This window comes from Anaerococcus martiniensis (assembly GCF_043187485.1).
Taxonomy (GTDB): domain Bacteria; phylum Bacillota; class Clostridia; order Tissierellales; family Peptoniphilaceae; genus Anaerococcus; species Anaerococcus martiniensis.
In genome coordinates, this window is sequence record NZ_CP171106.1 from 14566 (window position 1) to 40249 (window position 25684).

26 protein-coding genes, 1 tRNA gene and 1 pseudogene are annotated in these 25684 nt (G+C 30.5%); 23 read left to right on the forward strand and 5 right to left on the reverse strand.

The features are described from left to right. The first annotated feature begins 36 nt into the window (after window positions 1-36). Both ACF3NF_RS00085 and ACF3NF_RS00090 read left to right on the forward strand, forming a co-directional pair. The gene (locus ACF3NF_RS00085) at window positions 37-822 is read left to right on the forward strand and encodes a bifunctional 5,10-methylenetetrahydrofolate dehydrogenase/5,10-methenyltetrahydrofolate cyclohydrolase (protein ID WP_394023133.1); all 786 of its coding nucleotides are present in this window, start codon (window positions 37-39) and stop codon (window positions 820-822) included. Between the two features lie 8 nt (window positions 823-830). Next, on the forward strand, window positions 831-1817 hold the full coding sequence (locus tag ACF3NF_RS00090) for a lipid II:glycine glycyltransferase FemX (protein WP_394023135.1): 987 nt from the start codon (window positions 831-833) through the stop codon (window positions 1815-1817). Window positions 1818-1854: 37 nt separating this feature from the next. Here the strand turns inward: ACF3NF_RS00090 and tpx are convergent, their stop codons facing one another. Further along, window positions 1855-2370, reverse strand: coding sequence for a thiol peroxidase (tpx, locus tag ACF3NF_RS00095; protein ID WP_394023136.1), 516 nt, complete (start codon window positions 2368-2370; stop codon window positions 1855-1857). 127 nt (window positions 2371-2497) lie between these two features. Here tpx and ACF3NF_RS00100 point away from each other — a divergent pair, with 127 nt between their 5' ends. The 6 genes from ACF3NF_RS00100 to ACF3NF_RS00125 all read left to right on the forward strand — a co-directional run bounded on the left by ACF3NF_RS00100 (window position 2498) and on the right by ACF3NF_RS00125 (window position 6064). Then, window positions 2498-3157 (forward strand): 50S ribosomal protein L25, encoded by a 660-nt coding sequence (locus ACF3NF_RS00100; RefSeq protein ID WP_394023138.1) that lies wholly within the window; start codon window positions 2498-2500, stop codon window positions 3155-3157. Between the two features lie 65 nt (window positions 3158-3222). After that, window positions 3223-3846, forward strand: a complete 624-nt coding sequence (gene tmk, locus ACF3NF_RS00105) for a dTMP kinase (RefSeq protein WP_262122351.1) — start codon at window positions 3223-3225, stop codon at window positions 3844-3846. Continuing rightward, the gene (locus ACF3NF_RS00110; RefSeq protein ID WP_394023140.1) at window positions 3847-4176 is read left to right on the forward strand and encodes a cyclic-di-AMP receptor; all 330 of its coding nucleotides are present in this window, start codon (window positions 3847-3849) and stop codon (window positions 4174-4176) included. It abuts the gene before it with no gap. Continuing rightward, complete coding sequence (locus ACF3NF_RS00115) at window positions 4173-4961, forward strand: DNA polymerase III subunit delta (protein ID WP_394023142.1); 789 nt, start codon at window positions 4173-4175, stop codon at window positions 4959-4961. The genes ACF3NF_RS00110 and ACF3NF_RS00115 overlap by 4 nt, the downstream gene beginning before the upstream one ends. Beyond that, window positions 4958-5770, forward strand: a complete 813-nt coding sequence (locus ACF3NF_RS00120) for a PSP1 domain-containing protein (RefSeq protein ID WP_262122348.1) — start codon at window positions 4958-4960, stop codon at window positions 5768-5770. Before ACF3NF_RS00115 ends, ACF3NF_RS00120 begins: the two co-directional genes overlap by 4 nt. A 120-nt stretch (window positions 5771-5890) precedes the next feature. Next, window positions 5891-6064 (forward strand): indolepyruvate ferredoxin oxidoreductase subunit alpha, encoded by a 174-nt coding sequence (locus tag ACF3NF_RS00125; RefSeq protein WP_262122347.1) that lies wholly within the window; start codon window positions 5891-5893, stop codon window positions 6062-6064. A gap of 74 nt (window positions 6065-6138) precedes the next feature. On the opposite strand, the gene ACF3NF_RS00130 is transcribed toward ACF3NF_RS00125, so the two are convergent. Further along, window positions 6139-6214: transfer RNA gene (locus ACF3NF_RS00130), tRNA-Thr, on the reverse strand. Window positions 6215-6309: 95 nt separating this feature from the next. Here ACF3NF_RS00130 and ACF3NF_RS00135 point away from each other — a divergent pair. The 15 genes and pseudogenes from ACF3NF_RS00135 (at window position 6310) to ACF3NF_RS00205 (ending at window position 23419) form a co-directional block, all read left to right on the forward strand. Further along, the gene (locus ACF3NF_RS00135) at window positions 6310-7497 is read left to right on the forward strand and encodes a hypothetical protein (protein WP_394023144.1); all 1188 of its coding nucleotides are present in this window, start codon (window positions 6310-6312) and stop codon (window positions 7495-7497) included. A gap of 1 nt (window position 7498) precedes the next feature. Continuing rightward, complete coding sequence (locus ACF3NF_RS00140) at window positions 7499-8272, forward strand: TraX family protein (RefSeq protein WP_394023146.1); 774 nt, start codon at window positions 7499-7501, stop codon at window positions 8270-8272. 7 nt (window positions 8273-8279) lie between these two features. Continuing rightward, window positions 8280-10357: pseudogene (locus ACF3NF_RS00145) on the forward strand (Tex-like N-terminal domain-containing protein). Between the two features lie 165 nt (window positions 10358-10522). Beyond that, window positions 10523-12268, forward strand: a complete 1746-nt coding sequence (locus ACF3NF_RS00150; RefSeq protein WP_394023148.1) for a proline--tRNA ligase — start codon at window positions 10523-10525, stop codon at window positions 12266-12268. Between the two features lie 18 nt (window positions 12269-12286). Further along, entirely contained in the window at window positions 12287-13153 is an 867-nt protein-coding gene (gene fba / locus ACF3NF_RS00155) for a class II fructose-1,6-bisphosphate aldolase (RefSeq protein WP_394023150.1), read from the forward strand. 65 nt (window positions 13154-13218) lie between these two features. After that, window positions 13219-14523, forward strand: coding sequence for a transcription termination factor Rho (rho, locus tag ACF3NF_RS00160; RefSeq protein WP_394023152.1), 1305 nt, complete (start codon window positions 13219-13221; stop codon window positions 14521-14523). 68 nt (window positions 14524-14591) lie between these two features. Continuing rightward, a complete protein-coding gene (gene rpmE, locus ACF3NF_RS00165; protein WP_203126681.1) occupies window positions 14592-14795 on the forward strand; it encodes a 50S ribosomal protein L31 in 204 nt (67 codons plus the stop codon). 36 nt (window positions 14796-14831) lie between these two features. Continuing rightward, window positions 14832-15626 (forward strand): peptide chain release factor N(5)-glutamine methyltransferase, encoded by a 795-nt coding sequence (gene prmC, locus ACF3NF_RS00170; RefSeq protein ID WP_394023154.1) that lies wholly within the window; start codon window positions 14832-14834, stop codon window positions 15624-15626. 2 nt (window positions 15627-15628) lie between these two features. Next, window positions 15629-16699 (forward strand): peptide chain release factor 1, encoded by a 1071-nt coding sequence (gene prfA, locus ACF3NF_RS00175; protein ID WP_394023156.1) that lies wholly within the window; start codon window positions 15629-15631, stop codon window positions 16697-16699. A gap of 1 nt (window position 16700) precedes the next feature. Continuing rightward, the gene (locus ACF3NF_RS00180; protein ID WP_394023158.1) at window positions 16701-17696 is read left to right on the forward strand and encodes a cation diffusion facilitator family transporter; all 996 of its coding nucleotides are present in this window, start codon (window positions 16701-16703) and stop codon (window positions 17694-17696) included. Continuing rightward, on the forward strand, window positions 17677-18714 hold the full coding sequence (locus tag ACF3NF_RS00185; protein WP_394023160.1) for an L-threonylcarbamoyladenylate synthase: 1038 nt from the start codon (window positions 17677-17679) through the stop codon (window positions 18712-18714). The genes ACF3NF_RS00180 and ACF3NF_RS00185 overlap by 20 nt, the downstream gene beginning before the upstream one ends. A gap of 8 nt (window positions 18715-18722) precedes the next feature. Further along, window positions 18723-19355, forward strand: coding sequence for a uracil phosphoribosyltransferase (gene upp / locus ACF3NF_RS00190; RefSeq protein WP_394023162.1), 633 nt, complete (start codon window positions 18723-18725; stop codon window positions 19353-19355). A 10-nt stretch (window positions 19356-19365) separates the two neighbouring features. Next, window positions 19366-20640, forward strand: coding sequence for a UDP-N-acetylglucosamine 1-carboxyvinyltransferase (gene murA / locus ACF3NF_RS00195; RefSeq protein ID WP_394023164.1), 1275 nt, complete (start codon window positions 19366-19368; stop codon window positions 20638-20640). A 3-nt stretch (window positions 20641-20643) separates the two neighbouring features. After that, complete coding sequence (recD2, locus tag ACF3NF_RS00200; protein WP_394023166.1) at window positions 20644-22800, forward strand: SF1B family DNA helicase RecD2; 2157 nt, start codon at window positions 20644-20646, stop codon at window positions 22798-22800. Further along, window positions 22793-23419: a ComF family protein gene (locus ACF3NF_RS00205; protein ID WP_394023168.1), complete on the forward strand. Its 627-nt coding sequence runs from the start codon at window positions 22793-22795 to the stop codon at window positions 23417-23419. The genes recD2 and ACF3NF_RS00205 overlap by 8 nt, the downstream gene beginning before the upstream one ends. On the opposite strand, the gene ACF3NF_RS00210 is transcribed toward ACF3NF_RS00205, so the two are convergent. The 3 genes from ACF3NF_RS00210 to scfA all read right to left on the reverse strand — a co-directional run bounded on the left by ACF3NF_RS00210 (window position 23416) and on the right by scfA (window position 25664). Next, entirely contained in the window at window positions 23416-23949 is a 534-nt protein-coding gene (locus tag ACF3NF_RS00210; RefSeq protein WP_394023170.1) for a hypothetical protein, read from the reverse strand. The genes ACF3NF_RS00205 and ACF3NF_RS00210 overlap by 4 nt on opposite strands. A gap of 100 nt (window positions 23950-24049) precedes the next feature. Continuing rightward, window positions 24050-25435: a thioether cross-link-forming SCIFF peptide maturase gene (gene scfB / locus ACF3NF_RS00215; protein WP_394023172.1), complete on the reverse strand. Its 1386-nt coding sequence runs from the start codon at window positions 25433-25435 to the stop codon at window positions 24050-24052. A gap of 79 nt (window positions 25436-25514) precedes the next feature. Beyond that, the gene (gene scfA / locus ACF3NF_RS00220; RefSeq protein ID WP_203126650.1) at window positions 25515-25664 is read right to left on the reverse strand and encodes a six-cysteine ranthipeptide SCIFF; all 150 of its coding nucleotides are present in this window, start codon (window positions 25662-25664) and stop codon (window positions 25515-25517) included. Window positions 25665-25684: the final 20 nt, after the last annotated feature.

Below are 25684 nucleotides of genomic sequence, written 5' to 3' on the forward strand. Positions count from 1 at the left end.
TACGCCCAAGCGGGCGTTTTTTTATTGGAGTCACACATGAAAATACTTGATACAAAAAATATAAAAGAAAAAATAATTTCAAAACTATCAGAGATTCATACCGATAAGAAAGTTATACTATTAACTTATAAACCAAGTGCTGAAGAGATCTCTTATAAAAATTTTATAATAAGAAGATGCAAAGAATTTAATATTGAATATATAGACAAGGAATTTGACGAGCATACATCCTCATATGAAATTATTGATTATGTAAATAGTTTTAAAAAAGAAGATGGATTTATAATATTTCTACCATTTGGCAACCATGATGATATTAGTAAACTTAGAGAAGAAATAAAAATTAAAGATTTAGATGGGTTTACTTATGAGTCTATGGGAAAATCATTAAACGGAGAATACAACTATTTGCCAGCCACTCCCAAAGCCATTGCCAGATTTTTATTAGAAAATTATGATATAAAATCAAAAAATATTCTTATCGCTAACAACACGAATCTAATTGGATTACCATTAGCAACACTTATATCTAGAAAACGAGCAACAATTTCAGTTATTAATCAAGCAACCAAAAATGCTAAGGATTTAATTAGACAATCTGATATATTTATCTCAGCTATAGGTAAGGCCAATTATTATGATAAGTCTTACTTTAGGGATGGACAAGTATTAGTCGATGTTGGAACTTCTTACGTAAATGGTAAGATAGTAGGTGACATCAATATTGATGATTTAGAGAATTTAGATTTAGAAATATTAACAAGTAAAAATGGAATAGGGGCAATAACCACATTAACCCTATTAGAAACGTTGATAGATTAGGAGAGATAATGCCATTAGTAGAAACTAAGGAAGATTTTGAAAGATATAAGGAATTTGTGAGAAATTCTGAATTTGGGAAACCCATGCAAGACCCTGCATGGGCAAAAATTAAAAATAACTGGGCAAGTGATTATGTTTACATAGAAGAAAATAAGCAAATAATTGCAGCTATGAGTATTATAGGTATTCAAAACCCCAATGGAAAATATTTTCTATATGCACCTCGTGGACCAGTTTGTGATTTTAAAAATTATGACCTTGTAGATTCATTAATTAAAGAAGCGGAAGTTTTAAAAGACAAATACCAAGCTTTTTTGTTAAGAATGGATCCAGAAGTAATTTTTGATGAGAAGGCTGTCTATGAATACGAAAAAAGAGGCTATGATTTTAGGACTTATGGAACTGATCCACATTCATTTACACAGCCTCGATATAATATGATTTTACCTATATCAGGTATGACTGAAGATGAATTATTTGAAAGTTTTTCATCTGCTACACGTAGAAATATTAGAAAATCTTATCGAAATGACATAAAAACCATTCAAGAAACCAATGAGAAAACCTTAGATAAATTTTTTGAACTTACAAAAATAATGGCTGATAGACAAGAAATTGGTCACAGACCTAAAGAATATTTTCAAAGATTAATTGACAATCTGGATGGAACTATATTTACCTCTTATTTTGAAGACCAAGCACTGGCTGCTTCATTGTTAGTGCCATATGGCAATAAAGTTTATTATCTTTATGCAGCAAGCTCTAATGAAATGAGAAATAAGATGCCAAACTTTAATATGATTTGGGAAGAAATTAAGTGGTGCCGTGAAAATGGATATGACTATTTTGATTTTGGCGGTACTTTCTCTCTAGACTCAAAAGATGGATTGTATAGATTTAAAGAAGGATTTTGCTATCCAGATAGATATAGCAACTTCATTGGTGAATTAGATGTTGTTTATGATAGAGAAAAATACGAAGAATTTTTAAAATAAAAATAACCCTGAGATTATTTTATCTCCAGGGTTATTTTTATTTTGTAAGGCTAAGGGCGATTTCTAATGCCTTTTCTACATCAGGAAGTTCTGTATTTTGATCTAAGTATTCAACATGTCTAATGACATTGTCCTTGTCAACGACGAATATAGCTCTATTTACTAATTTTAATTCATTTATAAATAGTGAGTATTTTTTAGCAAAATCTTCGTAAAGGTAATCAGATACTAATTTTACTTTCGAGATAGCTTTCTCTTTTTCAAAGCGTTTTTGAGCAAATGGTAAATCATTTGAAATAGTGATTACTGATAGATCTTCTGGAAAGTTATCTTCATTTTTAGATAGTAAAAATGTTTGTAATTCACAAATTGAAGTATCTAGTGAAGGAACAGAAGAAATAATTTTAACCTTTCCTTTTTCGCTTTCGTAGAAATCATAATCAGAAAGGTCTTCCACCTTTCCTTTAAAGTTAGGAGCATTGTCATCTATATTAAGCTTTTTACCATCAACAGTTAAATCAAGTTGTCCAAATTTTACAACTCTATTGGTCATATTTTTCTCCTTAAATTTTTAAGAACATTTATTTATCTAATTAATATCATATTATAAAAACAAATCATTGTAAAGTATGATGATTTAGGGTATAATTAGTCAGTATGAAAATATAAAAGGAGGGAATATGGCAGACTTAGTATTAAATGCAAACAACAGAGAAGCTACTGGAAAAAACAAAGTTAATAAATTAAGAGCTGATGAATTAATTCCAGGCGTTGTTTATGCCAAAAACGAAGATAACCTTAATGTTCAAGTTACATCAAGAGACTTCGATAAAATTTTAAGAAAAGCAGGTACATCTACAATCATCACATTAGATATAGATGGAGAAAACAAAGACGTACTTATTAAAGATTACCAAACACATCCATACAAAAACCAATACCTACACATTGATTTCCAAGCGATCAACCAAAACGAAACAATTAGAGTAAGTGTACCAGTTGTTTTATTAGGAAGAGAAGACTTAAAAATCGATCAAGCAGTATTAGTACAAAATATCGACACAGTAGATGTTGAATGTTTACCAAAATACATTCCACAAACAGCTGAAGTAGATATTAGTGAATTTGAAATTGGTGATAACAGAACAATCGCTGACTTAGATATCTTCGGAAATGAAAATATCACAATTCTTGCTGAAGAAGATGAAGTAATCTGCTCATTACAAGAAGCAAGTGAAGAAGAAATTCCAGAAGATGAAGAAGCTGCTGATGTTGACGCTGCTGATGTACCAACTGTTGATGAAACAGAAGGTGAAGAATCAGAAGAAGACGCTGAATAAAAATTTAAAGGCCCTAGGGTCTTTTTTTATTGCCATAAAGATGAAATGTTTGCTATAATAGACTTATGAATGGAAAACTTATTGTTTTTGAAGGACCAGATGGGTCTGGAAAAACTACAATTTTAAAAAATGTGAATCAAAAATTAACAGAGCAAGGCTATGATATTAGAGTTGTTAGAGAACCTGGTGGAACAGAAATTTCTGAAAAAATTAGGGAAATTATAATTGACAACGATAATATAAACATGGCTGCTAAAACAGAGAGTTTGCTCTTTGCAGCAAGTAGGGCCCAATTAGTAGAAGAAAAAATCAGGCCAGGACTTGAAAATGGTGAAATTATTTTATGTGATAGATTTGTTTTAAGTTCTTTACTTTACCAAGGGGTTGGAAGAGGTCTAGGAATTGATGAAGTAAAAAAAATAAATGATTTTGCCACTGGAGATATAAATCCAGATTTAACAATTTTCTTCAATATAGATTATAAAACAGCTCTGATTCGAAAAAGAGCTAATTTTTCACCAGACAGATTAGAAAATGAAGAATTTGATTTTCACAAAAAAATTTTTGATGCATACTTAGATATTGCTGAAAAATATAAGGATGATATAAAACAGGTGGATGCCACTCGTTCCATTGATGAAGTAAGCTCCGATGTTTTAAAACTAATAAAAGATTTATTGGAGGATTAGATGAAACTATTAATTTCTATTGTACAAGATGCAGATGTAAATTTTTTAATGGATGCACTTACTGAAAATGGATATAGGGTGACAAGATTATCTACAACTGGTGGTTTTCTAAAAAAGGGAAATACAACATTATTGATAGGTGTAGAAGAAGAAAAATTAGAAGATGTACTATCAATTATTGAACACAATTGCAAGAGAAGAAATACAACAACAACAATTATTAATCCATCAGCAGAAAGTTCATTACTCACAAACACAGTACCTGTAGAGATTACAGTTGGAGGAGCAACAATTTTTATTATAGATGTTGATCAATACATAAGATTATGATTGATCTAAACCTACAAATAAAGCAAAATACATTATCACACGCCTATATTTTTGAATCATCCAATGAAAATTATAATTTAGAATTTGCTAAAAATTTTTCAAAAAAAGTATTCGAAAGTAAAGGCATTTACATAGAAAATAATCTAAATCCAGATTTATACATAATTGATAATGGAAATGATACTATAGATATTGAGTCTATCAGAATTTTGCTTAAAAACACTGCATTAAAACCATCAAATAAAACTATAAAAATTTATATAATCCACAATGCTCACAATATGAGAATTGAGGGATTTAATGCTATGCTTAAAACAATTGAAGAATTAAAAGATTATAATATGGTAATTTTCACTACAAAAAATAAGGATTTATTATTACCAACTATTAGATCTAGATGTCAAATAATCAGACTTGATGCTAAAGACTTAGAAAGTGAAATTGATACAGAAAAACTTTCGGAAATAATATCTGAAGTTTATAAGGGAAATATAAATACCTTCTATACAAATAAATCATTTTTCGAATCATTTAAGAATGATAAATATATTTTATTTGATGGATTAATTGAAGTCTTTAATAAAGTTTTAAAAAATAAATACACTAATGAAAATGAAAAATCAAACTTAAATATAAAAAAACTATCTGAAATGGATTTAGGACAAATAGAAGAGATAATCAACTTGTTATATACTGTCAAGATTGGACTAAAAAATAATATCAATTATGATTTGGCAATCGAAGAACTTATATTTAGTATATACAAGGGAGGAATGACAAAGTGAACGTAATTGGCGTAAGGTTTAAAGAAACCGGCAAAATATATTATTTTGATGCAGAAGATCAAAATTTTAGATATAAGGAAAAAGTCATTGTAAATACTGAAGATGGCCACGAATTTGGGGAAGTAGTACTTTACAATGTAGATATAGAAAAAGAAAAATTTGATAAGAAGCTCAATAAAGTTATAAGGAAAGCAAACGAAAAAGATATTGAAAAGCAGTATTTTAATAAGCTAGATGCAAAAAAAGCCAAAAAAGTTTGCCAAGAAAAAGCTAATTCTTATGGACTTAATATGAAGGTTGTAGATTGTGACTATACTTTTGATAGGTCAAAGTTAACATTTTATTTTACTTCGGATAAAAGAGTTGATTTTAGAGATTTGGTTAAGGATTTGGCCAGCACCTTTAAAAGTCGTATAGAGCTAAGGCAAATTGGAGTGAGAGACTATGCAAAGCTGATAAGCCATTATGGTTCATGCGGTCAGCAATGCTGTTGCTCAAGACACTTAACAGATTTCGCACCGCTTTCAATAAAATATGCTAAAGATCAAAATATAAGTTTAGACCCATCAAAAATATCTGGAGTCTGCGGAAGGCTCATGTGTTGTCTGGCGTTTGAACAAGATAATTATCTAGAAGTGAAAAAAGTTATGCCAAAATACGGTCAGACTGTAGATACAGAAGATGGTCAAGGAGTAGTAGTGGGTAATGATTTTGTTAGGGAGTGTTGTAAAGTTAGAATTCAAAATGAAGCTGATGATGAAACTATAGAAAAAGACTACAAAATCAGTGATTTGAAAAAAGATAAGTAGTAATGATAGTTGTTATCAAAGTGAATAAATATTAAAAATTTAAGAAATAAAGAATAATTATTCTTGACATAATTATAATTTTACTGTACAATCTAAGTATAAAATAAATAGGAGGTAATTATGGCTTACGTTATAGATGAAAATACATGTATTAGCTGTGGAACATGCGCAGGCGAATGCCCAGTAGACGCAATCTCAGCTGGAGATGATGCATACGTAATTGATGCAGATACTTGCATTGATTGTGGAACATGTGCTTCAGTTTGTCCAGTAGACGCAATCGATCCAGAATAAAAAATACATAAAAACTTAGACATATTATTATAAATACAAAAAGATGCTAGATTAATCTAGCATCTTTTTTGTTTTGGAGCTTCAAACAGGACTTGAACCTGCAACAAACGGCTTACGATACCGTGGCTCTACCAATTGAGCTATTGAAGCAAAGTATAAATAAATTATACCTACAATTGATTATTAAACAATTTTAAAGCTTTGGTTATTAGCTGATTTTTGATATAATTAAAAAGGAGTTTATTATGGATTTTTCATTTATTTTAAGACAATTACAAAGCATTTTAATAACTAATAGGGTAACTTTAATACCTTTAGTTTTTATACTCGTAAATATTCTCATATTTATTATATCAAGAACATTCAGAAAAACTGGTTTATTAGTTTTGGCTATTGCTTTTGGCTTAGATTATACAATAAAATCTATACCTTTTGATATATATTACAACTTTCCTCAAGTTTATAATTTTATTACTGTTTTATATATACTAGGATTTTTAATTTTCTTTTTTAAAGTTTTAAAAATTTTGATTAGAATGGGAAACTTGGGAATTAAAAATAATGAAAAAACAGATTCAAATCTAAATCATTTTTTCAAATATACGGGAATACTTCCATTTTTAGCCATGCTATTTCTAAATGTCATTCATATTGAAAATATTGTCGGCGAAGAAATTTTAAGAATATTAACATCTCTATCATTTATCTATATGCTAGTTAAAACAATTTATTCAACTTACAATTACTTGAGCACCAAAGAAAGCATTGTTCTTGGTGATAAGATGGATTTTAGAGAAATAAAGGAATATTTAAAATCAGATAATGAAAAAAATACTTACAACAATTCTAAAAATCAAGGAAGAAGAATAAGAAAGACAGAAAATAAAGAAAGTTTTCAACCTAGCCAAACTATTAAAATAGAAAAAGAAGCTATAGATAAAAAAATAAGCATGTCAAATATTGAACAGAAAATGGATAAGGAATCTGAAGAAGTCTCTATCGAAAATAAAGCTAATCCACTATCAAATACTGATTTACTAAATCTGATTAGTGGCGATTTTGATAAGAACTTAAATAAAACAACAATGTCTATTCAAAATCTAAAAACTAGCCAAAAAATATCATTTACTAGCACAAGACCAATTTTAAAAATTCAGGAAAATAATGAATATAAGATCGACTTAGAATTTGAAAATGTAAATGAATATGATTACGGAAGATTCATTGATATACTTTTAGAATATTCAAAAGATAAGAATGCTTACAAGTTTGAACTTATCGTCAGTCCTAATGAGGATCCAGCTAGTAGGGTAATATTTTTTGATCCTTCAAATATTTATGATATTGATGAAAAAGATTATGCCAATGTGGGTGGAAAAGTAATTAGTATGAATTTTCCAAAATACAAAATTAACTTTATCAAGGGTAACTAAGATGAATTATTTAGTATATAAGGATAAAGAAGAATATACAAAAGTATGGTATAGGCAAAGACCGTATTTAACTGGAGCCCATTTAAAATATATTGCCATGTTTTTTATGCTTTTATCCCACTTAGCACAAACTGGTTTTATGTATGGTCTTGGTCAAAAATATTTTGTCTTGGCAGATATATTTGTTTTACTAGGCAGAATATCAATGCCAATTTTTTGCTTTTTTACAGTTCAAGCAGTTATTTACACAAAAGACTTTAAAAAATATTGCCTGAGGATGCTTTTATTTGCTTTAGTATCAGAGATACCATTTGACATTTCTATATATGGAACGCCCTTTTACATGGATGGTCAAAATGTAATTTTTACTCTTTTAATAGGTGCTATTGTGATTTATGGAATAGATTATTTTTGGAAGAAAGAAGTTAATACTATTTTAAAAATACTTGTTATACTTATAATAATATTCATTGGTACAAATTTGGCTTTAACTTTAAGAACAGATTATAAACACAATGGAGTAATGGCAATAGTACTTTTATACCTTGCTAGAGATAGCAAAATTTTAACGTCATTAGCTTTGCTTCTTGCTTTTCATTTTGAATTTATAATGGGTGGATATGCAATACCTATAACATATGGAGTTGTTTATCTTGCTATTCCATTAATAATGCTATACAACGGACAAAGAGGAAAACAAAATAAGTGGGCATTTTACATTTTCTATCCAGCCCATTTACTATTTATTTATTTACTAAAACTACTATTTTTATAAGGAAACTATGAATATTACAGAACTTTTATCAGAACAACTAAATATAAACGAAAAAAATATTATCAATGTCATCGAGCTTTTGGATGAGGGATCCACAGTTGCATTTATTGCCAGATATAGGAAAGAAAAAACTGGCAACCTAAATGATGTTGACATAAGAAATATTGAAAAAATTTAAATAAATTAAGAAAAATAGAAAAAAGACAAGAAGAGATTATTAACTCTTTAGAAAGTCAAGATAAACTAACTGATGAACTAAAAGAGCAAATATTGAATGCTAACTCATTGACACTACTAGAAGACATCTACGCTCCATTTAAGAAAAAAAGAAAAACAAGAGCAGATAAAGCAAAAGAATTAGGCCTAGAGCCTTTATATGAATTTTTACTCAATCAAGCTAGTAATCAAAAAGAAGCTACTGAGTTTGCTAAAGATTTTGTAAATGAAGAGATTGAAAGTCCAGAGTTAGCTATTGAAAAAGCTCTAGACATATTAGCAGAGGAAATATCAAACAACATTGATGCAAGAAACATTGTTCGTCGTGACGGAATGATGAGGGCAAAATTATCTTCTACACTAAAAGAAGACCCAGAAAAAATTTATGAAACTTACTATGATTTTAACAGAAAAGTTAAGGATATAAAATCATATCAAATTTTGGCTATAAATAGGGCCGAAAGAGATGGGGCATTAAGTGTAAAATTAGATTTTTCAGATGATTATAACAAAAAACTTATTGCTGATTTATATGAAGTAAATAACCAATACCAAAAAGAATTATTAAATTTTTCTATAGATGATGCATATAAGAGATTAATTCTACCATCTATTACAAATGAATTACGTAATTTCCTGACAGAATCAGCTGAAGATGAATCAATTAAAGTCTTTTCTAAGAATTTAAAACCTTACTTTTTACAAAGACCAATTAAAGGTAAAAATGTAATGGGTCTTGATCCTGGATTTAGAACTGGATGTAAAGTAGCAGTTGTGGATGCAAACGGCAAATACTTAGACCAGGCAGTCATCTATCCAGTTGAGCCTCATAAAAGAGAAGCTGAATCCATAAAAACTTTAAATGAATTGATTAAAAAATATAATGTTAACTTAATTGCCCTAGGAAATGCAACAGCTAGTAGAGAAACTGAATTATTTGTAAATAAATTAATAGACCAAAGTGACAAAGACTTAGCCTATGCAATTGTAAACGAAGCAGGTGCATCTGTTTATTCTGCATCAGCTCTTGGAGAGGAAGAATTTCCAGATTTAGATGTCACTATTCGTGGTGCAATCTCAATGGCTCGTAGACTTCAAGATCCTATGGCAGAACTGGTGAAAATTGAACCAAAGCACATTGGAGTTGGTCAATACCAGCATGATCTAAATGAGAAAAAGTTAGATGATGAGCTTTCAAAAGTTGTAGAAGATGCTGTAAATGAGGTTGGAGTTACAATTAATAATGCATCTTATAGACTTTTATCTTATGTTTCGGGTCTAAATTTGACACTTGCAAAACGTATTGAAGAAAGCTTTAAAAATGGAGAATTGATATATAGAAAAGATTTAAAAAATGTTAAGGGATTGGGAGATAAAACCTACAAACTAGCAGCAGGTTTTTTAAGGTTTCCTGATTCACCAGAAATTTTAGACAATACAGGTGTCCATCCTGAAAGTTATAAAGTTGCTAAGAAATTAGCAAAATATGACTTAGATGACTTGCATTTACAATCTCTAAGTGAAGATTTGGAAGTAGGAATACCTACACTTGAAGATATTATTAAAGAACTTAAAAAACCAGGCCGAGACCCCCGTGATGATAACCCTGAAGTTTTAACAAAATCTGAAATTATGACTATTGATGATATAAAAATTGGAGATGAAATAAAAGGAAAAGTTAGAAATGTAACTGACTTTGGAGCCTTTGTTGATATTGGGGTTGGTACAGATGGTTTAGTTCATATATCAAAGATGAGTGAGAAATTTATTAAAGACCCTAATGAAATTTTAAAAAATTCGGATATAATTAATGTTAAAGTTATCGATATTGATAAAGAAAAGTCAAGAATATCTTTATCGATGATATAATAAAGGAGATTATATGAGTAATCATAAAGTGAGATTTATCACTGAATTTGTTGCAAATGATAATAACTTAATTAATGATTATAACAATTATGTTGCTAAAGTCCCCGAATTTATTAAATAATTTAAAATAAAGTTAGCAACGAATTTTTATAATAGGAGATATACATGAAATTAACAAATTATTATATGCCAACCTTAAGGGATGATCCAGCAGATGCTGAAGTTGCAAGCCATAAGTTGCTTGTAAGAGGTGGATTTGTAAGAAAACAAGAAGCAGGAATTTATTCTTACCTACCACTAGGAATGAAAGTTAAAAATAAAATATTTAAAATTGTTTGTGATGCTATGGAAGATTATGATTCTATCCATGTTGAAACATCAATGGTGCAACCAAAAGAATTATGGGAGGCATCAGGTAGATGGGATACATTTGGTCCAGAAATGTTAAAAATGACCGATAGACTTGGTCGTGAATATTGCTTTGGTCCAACTGCAGAAGAATATTTTGCTGATTTAGTAAAAAATGAATTAGTATCATACAAACAATTACCATTAAATCTTTATCAAATCGTAGAGAAATTTAGGGATGAAAGAAGACCAAGAAATGGAATCATTAGAGCAAGAAGCTTTCTAATGAAAGATGCCTACTCATTTGATGAAGACTATGATCAATTACAAATTTCTTACCAAAAAATGTGGGATGCTTATGTTCAAGCATTCGATAATATGCGTATAGACTATAAAATTGTACAAGGTGATACTGGAGCCATGGGGGGTAGAGTTTCACATGAGTTTATAGCTTTAGCAGAAAATGGTGAAGGTATCATATTCTATACTGAAGAATCAGACTATGCAGCAACAATTGAAAAAGCAGCCTACATTAAAGAATATGAAACAGAAGAATTAAAAGAATTAGAACTAGTAGAAACTACTGATAAGACTACTATTAAAGATGTTAGCGAATTTTTAAATGTTCCAGAAGAAAAGCTAGTAAAAACAGTTGACTTAAAAGTCCAAGGCGAGCCAGTTTTCGTATTTGTTCCAGGTGATAGAGAATTGAATATGGCAAAATTAATTGCTTATCTAAAAGTACCAGAACATGAAATAGAAATGATGGATGATGAAATGATCCTAAAATATACAGGAGCTGAACCAGGCTATACTGGACCAAAAGGATTATTACACAATCCAAGAATTATCATTGATAAATCCATTACTCAAATGACAAATACTGTAATTGGTGCAAATAAAGAGAACCACCACTACATGAATGCAACATTTGGACGTGATTTTGATGGTGAAGTTGCAGAAGACCTTCTTACAGCTAAAGAAGGAGATATGGCAATCGATGGATCTGGAAAACTTAAAGCAGCACAAGGTATTGAAGTAGGAAATATTTTCCAATTAGGAACAAAATACTCTGAGTCAGTAGGTGCATACTATCTAGACCGTGACGGAAAACAACAGCCAATAGTGATGGGATCATATGGTATTGGAGTAAGCCGTTCTATTGCTGCTATTATTGAGCAAAACCATGATGAAAATGGTATTATTTGGCCAACAACCGTAGCTCCATTTGAAGTTATAATTACAACAATAAATGTTAAAGATAAAGAGCAAATGTCTTTATCTGAAGAAATCTATAATGAACTTCAAGAAAAAGGCATCGATGTACTTTTTGATGATAGAGATGAAAGAGCTGGAGTTAAGTTTAACGATAGAGACTTAATTGGTATTCCATACAGAATAACAGTTGGTAAAGGTGCAGCTGATAAAAAAGTTGAATATTCTAAACGTCGTGTGGGTATAAATGAAACTGTAGATATCAATGAAGCTATTGACAAAGTTATCGAAAATGTCAAAGCTGATTTAGTTATGACTAGACATAAACCAGGAACTTACGAAGCTTAATAAAAGGAGACTAGAGTAATGTTAGTAAATGCAAAAGAAATGTTAGACAAAGCTTATGAAAATGGATATGCCATTGCTCACTTTAATACAAACAACTTAGAATGGACAAAAGCAATCCTAGAAGCCTGTGAAGAAAAGAAAACAGCTGTAATTATTGCATCATCTGAAGGTGCTGTAAAATATATGGGTGGATTTAATACAGTTGCTGCCCTAGTTAAAACAATGCACGATGATTTAGGAATAACAGTTCCAGTTGCACTACACCTTGACCATGGTAGCTATGAAGGTGCAAAAAAAGCTATTGAAGCTGGATACACATCTGTAATGTTTGATGGTTCAAGCCTACCTTTAGAAGAAAACCTAGAGAAAACTCGTGAAATAGTTGATTTAGCACACGCTAAAGGAATTTCAGTTGAAGGAGAAGTTGGTGGAATCGGTGGTGAAGAAGACGGCGTTACAAGTGAAGGTGAGCTTGCAGATGTAGAAGAATGTAAGCAACTAGCTGATACTGGCATCGACTTTATCGCAGCAGGGATTGGTAACATACACGGAGTTTATCCAGATGACTGGAAAGGTCTAAATTTTGATAGACTTAAAGAAGTATCCAATGCTGTTAATATGCCAATTGTATTACATGGTGGTACAGGAATCCCAGAAGAACAAATCAAAAAAGCTGTTGAACTTGGCGTTTCAAAAATAAATGTAAATACTGAATGTCAACTTGCATTTGCTAAAGCAACTCGTGAATATGTCGAAGCTGGTAAAGACAAAGAAGGTAAAGGATTTGATCCAAGAAAGCTTTTAGCACCAGGAACACAAGCTATAAAAGATGTTGTATTTGAAAAAATAGATATGTTTGGTTCTGAGGGATCGGCAAATAAATAAATATAGATTTTATAGGACCATTTTGGTTTAACCAATTGGTCCTATAATTTTTACATAGGAATATTATGGACAATTTAGAAGAGAAATTAGTAACTGAATTAAGGGAAATTGCTAAAGAATTGGAAATTCCATCAGTTACTAAATACAAAAAAGATGAATTAATAAAATTAATTGAACAAGCTTATAAGGAACGCGAGGAAGAAGAAAAAGAAAAACAAGATAACGATTTAGGTGAGAAATTTGATTGTGAAGGGGTTCTTGAAATTCTTCCAGATGGTTTTGGTTTTTTAAGGTCTGACCTTCACGAACAAGGTGATGATGATATATATGTACCTCCTAAACAAATTAAGATGTTTAGGCTAAAAACAGGTGACTATATAAAGGGAATTGCTAGAGAAAAACACGATAAGGATAAATTTGCACCACTAATATTTGTATCTGATGTAAATGGTATAAAACCGGGCGAGGCTTTCAACAGATTATCATTTGAAGATTTAACTCCAATTTACCCAAACCAAAGGATAAGACTTGAAACTACTAAAGAAACTATTTCAGGGCGTATCATAGATATGATTGCTCCGGTTGGTCGTGGTCAAAGAGGTCTTATTGTTTCACAACCCAAAGCTGGAAAAACAACACTCATAAAAAATATTGAACGTTCAATCGAAAAAAATTATGATGATATCAAAATATTTGTCTTACTTATAGATGAAAGGCCAGAAGAAGTTACTGATTTCATAAGATTTGTAAATGAGTATAGAGATCCTGATAATGACTATATGCGTACTGAAGTTGCATCTTCTACTTTTGATATGCCTCCACAAAATCATATTGAAATGGCCGAAATGATTTTAGAACGTGCAAAAAGATTTGTAGAGGATAAAAAGGATGTAGTAATACTACTAGATTCTATAACAAGACTAGCTAGAGCTTACAATATTATCACACCTCAATCAGGTAGGACTCTAACAGGTGGTCTTGATCCAATGGCTCTTGTAGGACCAAAACAATTTTTTGGGGCAGCTCGTAATGTCGAAGATGGTGGCTCACTTACCATACTTGCTACAGCATTAGTTGATACCGGAAGTCGTATGGATGATATGATTTTTGAAGAATTTAAAGGAACTGGTAATATGGAAGTACACCTTGATAGGAGACTATCAGATAGGAGAATATTCCCAGCTATAAATATTGAAAAATCATCAACTAGACGAGAAGATTTATTACTCAGTAAAGATGAATTGGAAGCAATATATAAGATTAGAAAATCAGAAATGGATACTACAGAATCCATAGTTGAGCTAATAGATTTTATGAAAAGAACACCAACAAATGAGAATTTAATAGAACTTATAAATAATTCATTATAGCTTGATTTGGTCTAAATTTCGTGGTATAATTTTATATGCTTATTGAATCAAGAAATAGAGGTGTTAAAATGAATAAAGAAATCCAACCAGAATACCATGAAGCAAAAGTAACATGTATTTCTTGTGGAAATGAATTTACAGTAGGATCTACTGAAGAAGAAATCAAAGTAGAAGTGTGCAACAACTGTCATCCATTCTACTCAGGAAAACAAAGAAATGCTGAACGTGGTGGTAACGTTGAGAAATTTAACAAAAGATACGGTAGAAAATAATAAGGTTAGGCAACTAACCTTATTTTTGTGTAAATAATGAAAATAAAAGATATACTAGACAATAAAAACGATGAACTGATAATTGCTTTAACTTACATTATAGATAGGTCAAAATCATTTATTTATTTAAATCCAGATTTTGAATTAACTGATGATATATCATTAAAAATCAATGATATTGAGAAAAAAATTAATGATGGCATGCCACTTCAGTATGCAATTGGCCATTGGCAGTTTTATGGACTGGACTTAAATGTTGATCAAAGAGCTCTTATACCAAGATTTGAAACTGAAATATTGGTAGACTATATTTTAAAATCTGATATGAAAAAAAATAATATTTTGGACATTGGAACGGGAAGTGGAGCAATTAGTCTTTCATTAGCTAAAAATTTAAAAAATTCTAAAATAATAGGGGTAGATATAGAAGAAAAAGCACTATCTATAGCAAATGAAAATAAAGAGAAATTAAATTTAAAAAATGTAAGTTTTTTAAAGAGTAATTTATTTTCAAATGTAGACGGTCAATTTGATATAATAGTATCAAATCCACCATATATAAGCGAAGAAGATTATAAAAAATTAGATAAAAAATTATTTTTTGAGCCAAAATCAGCACTTGTAGGTGGTAAAGATGGTTTAGACTTCTATAAAGAGATAATAAAAAAATCGCCAATTTATTTAAATAAGGGTGGACATCTTGTTTTTGAAATTGGATATGACCAAAAGGATGTGATAAATGCCCTATTGATCAAATCTGATTTTAAAAATATTGAAAATATAAAAGATTTTAACGGTTTTGATAGAATAATCATTGCCGAGAAAGGATAAATATGTTTGAAAATTTAGATCACATAAGAGAAAACTATAAGGATTTGGAATTAAAACTTGCAGATCCAGAAGTATTATCCGATATAGATAAATTTACAAAAATTTCAAGAGAATACAATTCACTAAAACCTATTGTTGAAAAATATGAAGAAATTCTTAACGCTCAAGCAACTATTGAAGAAAATCAAGAACTAATGAGTGAAACAAATGATAGTGAAATGCTTGATATGCTAAAAGAAGAAATTAGTGAAAATAAGAAAAATCTTGAAACTTATAATGAAGAAATGCGAATTTTATTGATCCCTAAGGACCCTAATGACATGAAAGACGTAATTGTTGAAATACGTCCAGGTGCTGGAGGGGATGAAGCAGGTCTTTTCGCTGGTGATCTTTACAGAATGTACAATATGTACGCTGATAAAGCAGGATTTAAAACTGAAGAAATTGATGTAGCTAGCCAAGGTGTTGGTGGTATCAAAGAGGCAACTTTCGTCGTGAAAGGTGAAGGTGCATATTCAAAATTAAAATACGAATCAGGTGTGCACAGAGTACAACGTGTACCAGAAACAGAATCTGGTGGTAGAATTCACACATCAACAGCTACGGTTGCAGTATTACCAGAGGTTGATGATGTAGATATTCAAATTGATCCTAACGATGTAAGAGTAGATGTTTATAGATCAAGTGGTAATGGTGGTCAGTCAGTAAATACAACCGACTCTGCTGTTAGACTTACTCATGAACCAACAGGTCTAGTTGTAACCTGCCAAGATGAGAAAAGTCAGATAAAAAATAAAGAAAAAGCAATGAGAGTCCTTCGTGCTCGTCTTTATGAATTAGAGGAAGCGAAAAGAAATAAAGAAATAGCTGATAATAGAAAATCTCAAGTAGGTACTGGAGATAGAAGTGAAAGGATTAGAACTTATAACTTCCCACAAGGTAGAATTACAGATCATAGAATTAATAAGACAATATATCAATTAGATGATTTCTTAAATGGAAATATTGACGATATGATTAATTCACTAATTGCAGAAGATCAAACAAGAAAGCTAGAACAAATAGGAGAATAATTTGTTTAACTTCTTTGCCAGTAAATTTATTGACGATTACAAAAATTATAAAAAACCATTTATAAGACTAAAATTAATATCTCTGTCATCTATCATAGGGATTTTAATTAATATAGTTTTAGTTATCTTTAAGTTAATTGTTGGGTTTTCCGCAAATTCAGCAGCAATTATAAACGATGGATTTAATAACCTATCTGATAGCTTGGTATCCTTAATGGCTCTCGTTGGATCTAAATTAAGTCAAAAACCAGCAGATAAAGAACATCCATTTGGACATGGTCGTGGAGAAAGTTTAATTTCTCTTTTAGTAGGTATTTTAATTATGTATGTAGGAGCTAAACTATTTATAAATGCCCTACATCATTATGCTTCTGATGATAAAACTATATTTTCATCACTTGCTATGTTAGTGTTAGTATTGAGTATACTAGCTAAAATATATATATACTTTTTAAATAAGAAATTATACAACAAACTAGATTCCGATTTAAATTTTGGAGTAATGGCTGATGCAAGAAATGATATACTTGCAACAACAGGAATAATTTTAGGAGCTATTATAGAAAAGTATTTTAATATAAAAGTTGATGCTATAATGGGTTTAATACTTGCAGGTTTTGTTTTCACACCTGGATTGGATCTATTTAAACAATCTGCAGGATACTTATTAGGTGAAAGAGTAGATCCTGAGATTGAAAATAGAGTTGGAGAAATTATTCTAGATAATGATTTTATAATTGGATACCATAGTTTAAGAATCCATGAATATGGAAAAGGTCATTTAGATGGTTCTGTTGACGTAGAAATAGCAGAAAACCTTTCATTATTTGTAGCTCATAAAATTGTTACAGATATACAAAGGAAAATAAAAAATGAAATAGGTTTAAACCTAAGCATTCATATGGATCCAACTTATTCTTTAATTATGACTGATAAAGTAAGAGATGAGATAAAAAAAATAGAAATACAGGCAAAAAATGATTACGAAGATTTTTAGTTTAGATAAAGATGATATAGATGAAGAAATAATTAGCCAAGCTGCAAATATAATAAATGAGGGAGAGCTAGTAGCTTTCCCAACAGAGACAGTTTATGGACTTGGTGCAGATGGTTTAAACTCTAATGCTTGTGAAAAAATATTTAAAGCAAAGGGTAGACCATCTGACAATCCATTAATATTACATATTTCAAATAAAAATTTACTATATAATTTAGTATATGATATTAATGAAGATGCAAAAAAATTGATTGAATCTTGCTGGCCTGGCCCTCTGACTTTAATTATGAAAAAATCAGATATAGTTCCGGATATAGTTACTGCAGGTTTAGATACTGTGGCAATTAGGATGCCAAGCGATAAGATTGCATCAAAATTCATCGAAAAATCAAATAGACCGATTGCTGCTCCTAGCGCTAATAGCTCAGGAAAACCGTCTCCAACTAGGGCAAAAGATGTTTATCAAGACTTAAATGGTAAAATCCCTATTATTTTAGATGGTGGTTCTTGTAAGTTTGGTATAGAATCAACAGTAGTAGATTGCAGTGAAGAAAATCCTGTAATCTTAAGGCCAGGTTATTATACATATGAAGATTTAAAAAAAATCATTCCTACGATTAGTTTAGATGATTCATTAGTATCAGATGACAAAATACCAAAATCACCTGGACAAAAATACAAACACTACTCACCAAATGCTTTAATGAAAGTTTATATAGGTGAGAATGCTGCTGATGTTATCTTAGATCAGGCAGATAAACTAAAAAATCAAGGCCTCAAAGTAGGGATCCTTACTTTTAATGATTCAATAACAAAATTTGGTGATTATAAATCAATGTCTTTTGGTAACCGAGACAATTTATCATATATGAGCCATGTATTATACACAGCTTTAAGAGAAATGGATAATAATGGTGTTGATATTATTTTGGCAGAGGGTGTTAGTGATGATAACTTGGGTAAGAGTATAATGAATAGAATGAAAAAATCTGCATCTAACAATATAATATATATTTAGGAGGAATTATGCAAGAAAATGTTAAAGTTTTAGACCACCCAGTAATTAAACATAAAATCTCAATTCTTAGGGATACAAACACAGGATCAACAGAATTTAGATCAATTATTAAAGAAATTTCTATTATATTAGCCTATGAAGCAACAAAGGATTTAGAATTAGAAGAATTTGAATTGGAAACTCCAGTTGCTACAACAACAGGATATAGAATTTCTGGGAAGAAACTCGGCATAGTTCCTATTCTTAGAGCTGGCTTAGGAATGGTTGATGGTGTACTTGAAGTATTGCCAGCAGCTAAAATTGGACATATAGGTATGTATCGTGATGAAGAAACATTACAACCTGTAGAGTACTACTCAAAATTACCAAATGATGTAGAAAATAGAGACATCATGGTGGTTGACCCAATGCTTGCAACAGGCGGATCAGCTTGTGATGCGATTGGTAGACTAAAAGAAAAGGGATGTAAAGATATTAAATTATTGAGCATAATTGCTGCTCCAGAGGGTGTCAAGAAATTACATGAAGAACACCCTGATGTAGAAATATTTATCGCACAGTTAGATGAGGGACTTAACGAAAATAGTTATATTGTACCAGGCCTAGGAGATGCTGGAGATAGACTTTTTGGTACAAAATAAAGGATTTAAAATGAGTAAAAAAGAAATTTTAGTAATAAATGGTGGCGGACCTTTAGAAGGTGAAGTAACAATTTCAGGTGCAAAAAATTCTGCATTACCAATACTTGCAGCCTGTGTATTAGGAACTGAAGAAATTATTCTAGATGGTGTGCCAGGACTTAAAGACGTTGAAATAATGATTGAGGTATTAAAACACCTAGGATCAAAAGTGGAATATATAGGAGAGGGAACAGTAAGAATTGATTCCTCAGAATTAAACACTTGCGAAACACCTTTTGAATTAATGGATAAGATGCGTGCTTCATTTGTTGTAATGGGACCATTACTTTCAAGATTTAAGGAAGCACATACAAAAGCACCAGGTGGTTGTAATATAGGTGCTCGTCCAATAGATCTACACTTAAAAGGTTTTGAGGCCTTAGGTGCTGAAAATATTGTAAATGATGATGCAATTTCAATTAAAACTGATGGTAAGCTAATCGGAAACGAAGTTTACTTAGATTTCCCTTCAGTAGGTGCTACTCAAAACATTATGATGGCAGCAACTCTGGCAGAAGGTGAAACAATTATTGAAAACGCAGCAAAGGAACCAGAAATAGTTGATTTAGCATCTTTCTTGTCGAAAATGGGAGCTAAAATTAAGGGAGCTGGTACATCTACAATTACAATTGAAGGTGTTGAAAAACTTACAGGAACTCGTCATACTATTATTCCAGATAGAATTGAAGCAGCTAGCTATATGATAGCAGCAGCTATGACAAAGGGAAATGTTACAATTAATAATGTAATTGGTTCTCACATAAGACCTGTAATTGCAAAACTAATCGAAATGGGTGCAGATGTAGAAGAAATAGATGATGAGGATATTATAAAAGTAAAAGTTGACAAAAGACTAAAAGCTACTAACATACAAACACTTCCTTATCCAGGATTTCCGACAGATGTCCAAGCACAATTTATGGCATTAATGACTATCTGTGATGGAGAGAGTAAAATCCAAGAAACAGTTTTTGAAAATAGATTTATGCACGTAGAACAGCTTAACAAAATGGGTGCAGCTATTGCTACAAGTGGTAATAGGGCAACAATTGCTGGCGTTGACAAACTACACGGAGCCGAGGTGCGAGCAACAGATCTTAGAGCTGGGGCAGCACTGGTAATAGCAGCTCTAACTGCAGAAGGTGAAACAAAAGTATCTGATATTTATCATATAGACAGAGGATACAGCGATTTAGTAGAAAAATTCACTAATCTAGGTGCTGACATTAAGAGAGTAGAAATTTAAAAAATGAAAATAGAAGGCATAGTTACTAACATAATTTATAGAAATGAAGATAATGGCTACAATATAATTGTAGTTCAGACATCTGATTCTGATATAACTTGTGTAGGCACTATGCCTTTTTTTGATGAAGGAGACAGTGTAGAAGTTACTGGTGAATTTGTCTATCATGACAAATATGGCGAACAAATAAACGTTTATTCCATAAAACTTTTAAAACCGACTGGAAAAGATGCAATAGTTACTTACTTGGCAAATGCAAATATTAAAGGGATTGGTAAAAAAACAGCAAATCAAATTTTTAATAAATTTGGTGAGGGCGCTATTGATATTGTGTATAATGAACCAGAAAAATTAAGTGTTATTGCTGGTATAGGTAAGAAAAAAATAGAAGATATTAAACTTACTACTGAAGAAACAAAAGATTTAAGAAATATCATGCTATATTTACAGAGTTTGAATATATCTTATAATCTTGCCATGAAAATTTATAAGATGTATGGTGGGGATACAGTTGACATTATAAAGACAAATCCTTATAAGCTAGTAGATGATATTAGTGGAGTAGGATTTACTATGGCTGATAATATGGCTAGAAATATGCAAATTGTTTCAAATTCAAGTTTTAGGATCTCAGCAGGAATTAGTCATATTTTAAACTATGAATCAGAATTTAATGGCCATACGTCTTTAAAACTGAATTATCTTGTCCAAAAAGTTTCCCAACTTCTAAAGGTAAAATCAGATGATGTTAATGATCAAATAAAAAAAGACTCCCTATCAGGAAAACTATATATTGTTTTGATAAATGATGAGGAATATGTTTACAAAAGTACCTTGTATAAGGCAGAAAAATATATTGCTATGGCATTGAAACAAAAAAAAGATAGCGAATATTTTTTTGACGTAGACATGGATGAGGACCTAAGTGCATTTTCACATGAACAACAGATTGCAATTAACGAAGCATTTAAAAATATGCTGTTGGTAATTACTGGTGGACCAGGAACTGGAAAAACTACAATTATAAATGCTATAAAAAAAATCCTAAATAAAAATGACTTATCCTATGCAATGTTAGCACCAACTGGTAGAGCAGCCAAGAGAATTCAAGAATCTACGGGTGATGAGGCTTATACTATCCACAGACTTTTAGGAATAAAACCTGACGAAAATATAGCAGAGTATAACGAAGAAAATCCAATAGATAAAGATTACATAATTGTTGATGAGATGAGTATGGTTGACATTTACCTAATGAAATCACTTTTAAGTGCCATAGCACCAACTACTGCTTTAATTTTGGTAGGAGATAGCAATCAGCTGCCATCAGTTGGCCCTGGAAATGTACTAAGTGATATTATAGACTCAGATATAAAAACAATTCGTCTTAAAAAAATATATAGACAAGGTTTAGAATCAAATATCATTGTTAATGCTCATAAAATTAACAATGGGGAATATCCAATTGTAAATGAATCGGGAAAAGACTTTTTCTTTATAGAAGCAGATAGAAATAATTTTAATAGTATCTTGTCAAATTTGGTAAATGAAAGATTACCAAAATTTTATGGATTGGACAAAATAAAAGATATTCAAATATTGTGCCCTAGTAGAAAAACACAGTGGGGTGCTACTAGCATTAATGAAAATATCCAGTCTATCCTAAATCCAACAACAATAGAACTAAAAATCAATGATAGATTATTTAAGAAAAATGATAAAGTGATGCAGATTAGAAATAATTATGACTTGGTTTCTGAAAATTCTATTAGAGAGGCTGAGGGAGTTTATAACGGTGATATTGGTTTTATAAACCAAATCGATAAAGAAGAAGAGACCTTAGAAGTTGAGTTTTATGATGGATCGATTGTAAATTATAAAAAAGAAGATATAAAAGATTTAGACCTATCATATGCAATTACTATTCATAAGTCCCAAGGATCTGAGTTTGAATGTGTTATCATTCCAATGATGCAGGTTGCGCCTATGTTATTAACCCGAAATCTCCTGTATACTGGAGTAACACGTGCCAAAAAATTAGTGGTTTTGGTTGGTGAAAAGCGAATTATAAAAAAAATGGTAGACAATAATATTTCAAATAAACGTTACACAAATTTAAGTTATTGGATTAATGAAATGGAGAATGTAGAAAGTGATTGATTTTCTCTTTTTAGATAAAAATCTATGTTATTCCTGCAAGGAAAATGAAATTATAGCTCATTTTTTATGTAAAGACTGTCTAAAAAAATTAGATTATGTTGCAAATAAATTTTTAATCGATAAGTATAATGCCCATGCAGTTTATTTTTATAATGAATCTATGAAAAATTTAATTGCAGATTATAAATTCAACCGCAATACTTCCTTATCAAAAGTTTTTGCTAGTATAATTTTTGATTATGCTAGGATAAATAATATTTTTGATTGCAATTATATATTGCCTTCTCCAAGTTCAATAGCAACATTAAATAATAGGGGATTTGATCATATAAAGATGATTACTGATCATTTTATAAATAAAGTTCCTTGTGAATACCTTTATGACTTTAAAAAAATAAAAAATACCCAAGCGCAACATAATCTAGGAAAAGAAGATAGAGCATATAATCTGATTGATGCATTTTCTTTTAACCAGGATTTGACAGGTAAAAGTGTACTTTTAATTGATGACTTAATTACTACGGGCAATACTGCTATGGAAATAATTAAAGTTCTAGAAAAAAGCAATATAAAAGAGGTGACAGTCTTATCCATCACCTCTGAACGCAGGGTTAATTAAATTGTAGCTGGTGTTCTAAAGAAAAAGTACCAAATTGCCCAAAGAATTATTAATAATAGTACCCAGAACCACCAATTTGCATAGAATGGTTTTTCTTCTTCAACCTTTCTATTTGTTCTTTTTGGATTTCTATCTCTTTCAGTATGTGTGGTTGTTTTTCTTTCTGCTTCTTCACGAGTAGTTGTACCTTCGGTATTTACTCTTGTGTAGTCTGTTGTATCAACATTTTCATTATTTACATCGTTTAACTGATTATTTTCATTGATTTTATTATTTTTATTAAATTCATCAAAATCATGCTCAATATTGGTTTTAGCATTATCAAAATCATCTTTTACTTCAGTTTCTACTTTGTGAAAGTCATTTTCTAAATGTGTTTTTGTTGTATCGAAATCTTCTTTTACATTTTCAGCTGTTTTATCAAATGATTCTTTTAGATTTTCACCAGCTTTATCAAATTCATTTTTAATATTATCTTTATTTAAATTATCATTGCCACTAGATTCAAAAGTTCTTTTATCGTCAGTCATAATTTTATCCTCCATTATTTCTTATATTATAAAAATACCCAATAATATATCATTTATTCACATATATTATTAGGTATTTATACTTATATATATAAAAAATCTATGCTAGAACTTCCTCTGACTGAGATTTTTTAAAGTATTCGTAAATCTTAATAGCTATTGCCATTTCTATTCTTTTTCTAAAAAGATTACAAGAATATTCATGAGTTTTATTTATATCCCCATTAGCGTTGTAGTTATTTGCTGCACATCCACCGGAGCAATACATATTTGCCCAGCAAGTTTTACATTCTTCTTTAGAATAGCAGTTGCATGTTTTAAATTGATTAACTAAATCATTATTAACTATCCCATCATCAAGGTTTCCTATAATAAAATCGTCGTTTCCTACAAATTGATGGCAAGGATAAAGAGTTCCGGTAGGGGTTACAGCCATATATTCCGTTCCAGACCCACAACCAGATAATCTTTTATGAGCACAAGGACCATTTTCTAAATCAATCATATAATGGTAGAAAATAAATTCATCATTATTATCAATAGCTTCCATCATCATGTCGGCAAGTTTTTCGTATTGGTCGTATAAAACTGGTAGGTCTTCATCTTTTAATGCATAGTCAGAATCAGTATTTCCTACTACTGGTTCAAGAGATGTCCTTTTAAATCCTAAATCTAGATATGTTTTTATATCTTCTGTAAAATCTAGATTGCTCGCAGTGTAGGTACCGCGCATGTAATATTCTTTATTACCGCGTTTTTTAACAAAGTTTTGGAATTTTGGTACTACTGTATCAAAAGATCCTTTACCACCAATAGTTTTTCTAAACTCATCATGGGTTTGTTTTCTACCGTCTAAGGAAAGTACAACATTTTTCATATTTTCATTTAAATAATCTATTTTGTCATCATCTAAAAGCATCCCATTTGTGGTTAAAGTAAAGTTAAAATGCTTATTATGTTTTTCTTCAAGACTTCTTGCATATTCAACAGTTTCAGTTACTACATCCCAGTTCATTAATGGTTCACCACCAAAGAAATCAACATCTAGGTTGTAATGGTTACCTGAATTTTCTATTAAAAAGTCAATTGCATTCTTAGCAGTTTCTACTGTCATTATTGCATCTGGACCGTGGTATTTACCACCTTTTGCAAAGCAGTACTCACAAGATAGGTTACAAGTATGAGCTACATTTAAGCAAATAGCTTTTACATTTGTAGGTTTTTTTGTAACATCTATTGCTAAATCAGAAAAGTTATCATTAGTAAATAGTATTCCTTCTTGCTCTAGCTCTTTTACTTCATTGTAGGCTTCATCAAATTGGTCATCTGAAAGATTATATGTAGAAAGGATATTTTTTATTTCTTCCTTAGAATGACCCTCAAATAAAGAAATTATTTCATAAGTTACATCATCAACAGCGTGGACTGCTCCACTATATGTATCTAAAACTATATTAAAGCCCTTGGCCTTATATTGGTGTATCATATGTTCTCCTTAAAATGTGATATTAATATTATACTAAATTGATAGGAAATAATAAAGAAAAAAAATAAGGGCAAAACCCTTATTTTTCTTTTTTGCTAACGCATTCTTGGTTAGCTACTCCACAGCTAGTTTTACAAGCTGATTGGCAAGATGTTTGGCATTCACCGCATCCACCATTCTTTTTAGATTTATGGAGATTTCTTGTATTAAGTGTTACAATTCTTTGCATATGTATTCTCCTTTTATGTA

Bases quoted from the DNA above. Each gene is read 5' to 3' on its own strand.
- rpmE (WP_203126681.1), top strand. From the start codon at position 14,592: ATGAATAAAGAAATCCAACCAGAATACCATGAAGCAAAAGTAACATGT.
- scfB (WP_394023172.1), bottom strand. From the start codon at position 25,435: ATGATACACCAATATAAGGCCAAGGGCTTTAATATAGTTTTAGATACA.
- ACF3NF_RS00150 (WP_394023148.1), top strand. From the start codon at position 10,523: ATGAAATTAACAAATTATTATATGCCAACCTTAAGGGATGATCCAGCA.
- prfA (WP_394023156.1), top strand. From the start codon at position 15,629: ATGTTTGAAAATTTAGATCACATAAGAGAAAACTATAAGGATTTGGAA.
- ACF3NF_RS00110 (WP_394023140.1), top strand. From the start codon at position 3,847: ATGAAACTATTAATTTCTATTGTACAAGATGCAGATGTAAATTTTTTA.
- ACF3NF_RS00140 (WP_394023146.1), top strand. From the start codon at position 7,499: ATGAATTATTTAGTATATAAGGATAAAGAAGAATATACAAAAGTATGG.
- tmk (WP_262122351.1), top strand. From the start codon at position 3,223: ATGAATGGAAAACTTATTGTTTTTGAAGGACCAGATGGGTCTGGAAAA.
- ACF3NF_RS00085 (WP_394023133.1), top strand. From the start codon at position 37: ATGAAAATACTTGATACAAAAAATATAAAAGAAAAAATAATTTCAAAA.
- ACF3NF_RS00100 (WP_394023138.1), top strand. From the start codon at position 2,498: ATGGCAGACTTAGTATTAAATGCAAACAACAGAGAAGCTACTGGAAAA.
- ACF3NF_RS00185 (WP_394023160.1), top strand. From the start codon at position 17,677: ATGATTACGAAGATTTTTAGTTTAGATAAAGATGATATAGATGAAGAA.
- ACF3NF_RS00135 (WP_394023144.1), top strand. From the start codon at position 6,310: ATGGATTTTTCATTTATTTTAAGACAATTACAAAGCATTTTAATAACT.
- tpx (WP_394023136.1), bottom strand. From the start codon at position 2,370: ATGACCAATAGAGTTGTAAAATTTGGACAACTTGATTTAACTGTTGAT.
- murA (WP_394023164.1), top strand. From the start codon at position 19,366: ATGAGTAAAAAAGAAATTTTAGTAATAAATGGTGGCGGACCTTTAGAA.
- upp (WP_394023162.1), top strand. From the start codon at position 18,723: ATGCAAGAAAATGTTAAAGTTTTAGACCACCCAGTAATTAAACATAAA.
- ACF3NF_RS00125 (WP_262122347.1), top strand. From the start codon at position 5,891: ATGGCTTACGTTATAGATGAAAATACATGTATTAGCTGTGGAACATGC.
- rho (WP_394023152.1), top strand. From the start codon at position 13,219: ATGGACAATTTAGAAGAGAAATTAGTAACTGAATTAAGGGAAATTGCT.
- ACF3NF_RS00210 (WP_394023170.1), bottom strand. From the start codon at position 23,949: ATGACTGACGATAAAAGAACTTTTGAATCTAGTGGCAATGATAATTTA.
- fba (WP_394023150.1), top strand. From the start codon at position 12,287: ATGTTAGTAAATGCAAAAGAAATGTTAGACAAAGCTTATGAAAATGGA.
- scfA (WP_203126650.1), bottom strand. From the start codon at position 25,664: ATGCAAAGAATTGTAACACTTAATACAAGAAATCTCCATAAATCTAAA.
- prmC (WP_394023154.1), top strand. From the start codon at position 14,832: ATGAAAATAAAAGATATACTAGACAATAAAAACGATGAACTGATAATT.
- recD2 (WP_394023166.1), top strand. From the start codon at position 20,644: ATGAAAATAGAAGGCATAGTTACTAACATAATTTATAGAAATGAAGAT.
- ACF3NF_RS00090 (WP_394023135.1), top strand. From the start codon at position 831: ATGCCATTAGTAGAAACTAAGGAAGATTTTGAAAGATATAAGGAATTT.
- ACF3NF_RS00115 (WP_394023142.1), top strand. From the start codon at position 4,173: ATGATTGATCTAAACCTACAAATAAAGCAAAATACATTATCACACGCC.